4 protein-coding genes are annotated in these 3,361 nt (G+C 69.6%); 2 read left to right on the top strand and 2 right to left on the bottom strand.

Annotation, left to right across the window (positions count from 1 at the left end; translation table 11 throughout):
* The coding region (locus Ato02nite_RS50940) for a hypothetical protein (RefSeq protein WP_213013966.1) at nucleotides 1-313 on the top strand (313 nt) is incomplete at its 5' end.
* A 1,083-nt stretch (nucleotides 314-1,396) separates the two neighbouring features.
* Here Ato02nite_RS50940 and Ato02nite_RS50935 read toward each other — a convergent pair.
* Together Ato02nite_RS50935 and Ato02nite_RS50930 are read right to left on the bottom strand one after the other, a co-directional pair.
* Nucleotides 1,397-2,260, bottom strand: coding sequence for a hypothetical protein (locus Ato02nite_RS50935; protein ID WP_213013965.1), 864 nt, complete (start codon nucleotides 2,258-2,260; stop codon nucleotides 1,397-1,399).
* A 111-nt stretch (nucleotides 2,261-2,371) separates the two neighbouring features.
* Nucleotides 2,372-2,830: a hypothetical protein gene (locus Ato02nite_RS50930; RefSeq protein ID WP_213013964.1), complete on the bottom strand. Its 459-nt coding sequence runs from the start codon at nucleotides 2,828-2,830 to the stop codon at nucleotides 2,372-2,374.
* A gap of 163 nt (nucleotides 2,831-2,993) precedes the next feature.
* Here Ato02nite_RS50930 and Ato02nite_RS50925 point away from each other — a divergent pair.
* Nucleotides 2,994-3,361, top strand: a 368-nt coding sequence (locus tag Ato02nite_RS50925; protein WP_213013963.1) for an AfsR/SARP family transcriptional regulator, incomplete at its 3' end; no start/stop codon positions are given.

Raw genomic sequence — 3,361 nt, 5'->3', positions numbered from 1 at the left:
CTTAAGCTACGCGGCATTGAGGTCAACCTTAGCGATCGTCGGCCTGGCAATGTTCGACTCAACTGGTTTGGCCGCTCGCCGTCGCACCGCAGATCCTCTGAATGCGCCGCCAACCTGCGATGACGACAGCGGCACCGACCAGACTCTGAAGTGCCACGGCGCCGACCTGCCCGATGAACATCGAAGCGATATCACTGACGAATCCGGTAGCCCGATCACCATCGCCGGCCCAGAGCCAGGCGGCCCTCGCGCCGTCGAAAGCGATGCAAAGGCCGGACAAAACCCACAGGCCGTTGAGCGCCACCAGGCCTAGGGAGCGCCAGTCCCGGTTCCAAGAGCTACCCGGAATGCTCATGATCGATAAGGTACGTGGTTGAAGAGCGCCGCGGTAGCGGCTACGGGTCCACCGACGTCCGGTCACCGTCGCGAGTTCCGCGACGAGAAGTCCAGGAACGGGGCGGGGAGGCATCCGGATCTGCCGCTGTCCGAGCTCGGGCAGGGAGTCCGCCCGCGAGCCTGCCTGCAGGGAAGCTGGCCGCTTATGTCAGAGGATCATGTACCGATCCGCGATGTCCCGACCGAGGCATCCCGAGGTGTCACCGGCGCTTGGCTTCAGGCGTCGTCTTGCGCAGCGTCTGCTCCGCGGAGGTGCCTGATCCGGCGCTCGCGAGGTTCGCAGCCTCTAGTACGGCGGTTGTTGCGAACGCACCACTCGGCGATGGAACGAGAATACAGACACACTCCTAGCGGGACTTATCCAGAGTTGGCGCTTGGTCGTCCTGGCAGATGGGGCCGGTAGTGGATCATGAGTCAGATTTAAAGCTGTTTTCGCCAGCGGTGGGTCCGGGCCCACCAACGGCATGTGACATGGGAAACCTGAATCGATGTGGGCGGTGCCCGAACCGCCTTGGCGATATGATCGTGACCTGGGCAAACGTGCGCTTGAGCGGTAGAGCGGCTGTGCTCATGCGGTGACGGCGGAGTGTTCCGACGGCACGGTGATCTATCGGATCTGGCCCGCGATCATGGCAGGTGGCCATGTGTGGCGCCAGCCATCCCGGCCAATCCGGTTCGGCGCTCAACATGCAGTCGGACGGCACCTCGCCGTCTACAGTGCCGGACCCGTACAGATGTGGGATGGCAACACCGGCGCGATCCGGCCGGCGCGATTCTGCCGAACGCGCAGGTCACGCTGCTGAGCTTCCACGTCAGTGGCGTCTCGGACCCCACGTCGACGGCGTGAGCCGCTGCTACCGGCTCGGGGCCAGCCTCGCCCAGCTCGAGACCAACCACGTTCACTGCGAGTGGCCGGCCTGAATCGCCTCGCACCGCTGCGGCCCGGGACGCGAAGGACCGTCTCCGCCCGTACGCTGCCTGAGGGTGTTCGCGGGCGGGTTCACCGGGGCCGGAGGCAGAAGGCATTGGTTCCGCGGTCCCCCTTCGGCGTGGGAAGATCGTCGCCGAGAATGCGGAAGCACCGGTCGGCCGACTCGGGCCTGACCGGGATCACGTAATGCGCCTCACCCTGCGCGTCCACGGCCACCCGGAACGACGTGCGGTAGGGATCGTAGCGTCGTGCGACCGGCTCGTCCGGTGGTCCGTACAGGTGGAGGGTCGTGTCCCTCCTCGGCGGGAAACCGCCGAGGAGGAGATGGATGCCGGCGCCGTCGGGGCCGGTGAAGAGCACCCTCGCCTCGTTGGCGAGGCGGGCTGTCAGCTCGCCGGTGGCGGTCCGGCCGCCCTGGGCGGCGGTCACCCGGTAGTCGCCCTCGGGTGCGCCCGGCAGCAGCGGGAACAGCAGGTAGAACAGGTCGCCCTCGCCATGCGGAGGGTCGGCCGCCGACCGCACGGGTGCGCCGGCCGGTGGCGTCACGGTCACCTCCAGCGGCGCCTCCGGGTCGAAGCCGTCGAAACACAGGCCTACCTCGGCCGGGATCTCCTGCTCGGGGTAGGTCACCACCACGCGTGGCCGCCCGCCCGCCGGCTCCGGGCAGCGGCGGTCGCCGCCCTCGAAGATCTGAGCCTGCTCGGGTACGCCTTTGGGCAGATCGTCCGTCCGGATGAGCAGATCGGCTGGGCCGGTCTGGGCGGTTACCGGTACGACCGTCGCCGCACCGGACGTCTCCGCAGCGGACGGCGCGGGCGCAGGTGTCGTGCCGGTGACAGGGCCCGGCGGCGCCGTGTCGCATGCGGCGAGCACGACGAGCACGGCGACGGTGACGGTCGACGTCAGGGGGAGCGTCCACGGTGTGCCCGCCATGACGGCCTCCTCTCCGAACTCCATCGACGATTGTCGCACCGCGGGCCGGACCCGGGCGCAACGAAGGGCCCGGCCCAGGGCGCGACGCCCCGGGCCGGGTGGTGGGAATGATCAGGCGGGAACCCAGGCGAAGGAGCACTCCGGGGTCCACTGGATCGGGTCCGGGTAGGGCAGGTAGATGGCCGGCACGAAACCCCAGGCGTTGCTGCGGCCAGGCAGCGTCCTGTCGCCGAGGGTGTAGTACCAGTGGTTGAAGCCGCCGACGTCGCCGCCGACCTTCCAGCAGAGGAACCAACTCCGGGTGCTCAGCAGCCAGCCCTTCTGCGCGCTCGCCGACCCGGCGTTGGTGGTCTGGTAGATCGGGGCCGGTGCGTCGTTGTCGCAGACGGTGCGGCCGGTCCACCGATGACCGTAGGGATCCGACGGTCCCGGTGTCAGCCGCACGCAGGCGGATGCACGGGCCGTCGCGTCGGCCGGTCCGGCGGCCGCCGGGCTCGGTGCGAAGCCCGCCAGCAGCCCGGCGAGGGTCAGCAGCGCGGCCACGGCGCACGCCAGTCTCGGATGTGACATGTGGACCTCCTGTCCATGGGTAATGCGGTCGGTGCAGACCCTGCCGGTGCCGTCCCTGATCTGTCCTCGATCGGTCCTCTCGCGTTGCCTTCGCCCGTTACGCTGCTGCTCAGCGAGCCGCGGGAAGGTCTAGGCGGACGGGGGTCCGGCGGTGGAGTTCCGGGTGCTCGGGCCACTGGAGGTCCGGGTGGATGCGCGTCCGGTCGAGGTGCCGGGCGGCCGGACGCGGCTGATCCTCGCCGCGCTCCTGGCCAAGCCGAACCGCGTGGTCGGTGTCGACGAACTCACCGAGATCGTGTGGGACGATGCCGCGCCCCCGACCGCCCGCCGCCAGGTGCAGAACACGGTATCCCAGCTGCGTGGCCTGCTCCTGCGACACGGCGCGGCCGACCGGTTGCACAGCACCCCGGCCGGCTACCGGCTGAGCGTCGGACCGGACGAACTGGATCTCCTGCGCCACGAAGCGCTGCGCGCCGAGGCCCGGCGGTTCGCCGCGGCCGGCGATCGGCGGGCCGCCGCCGGTGCTCTCGG

The organism is Paractinoplanes toevensis (assembly GCF_018332695.1).
Taxonomy (GTDB): domain Bacteria; phylum Actinomycetota; class Actinomycetes; order Mycobacteriales; family Micromonosporaceae; genus Actinoplanes; species Actinoplanes toevensis.
Note: the sequence above shows the minus strand (reverse complement) of the source record. Positions and strands in the feature narration are given on the sequence as shown.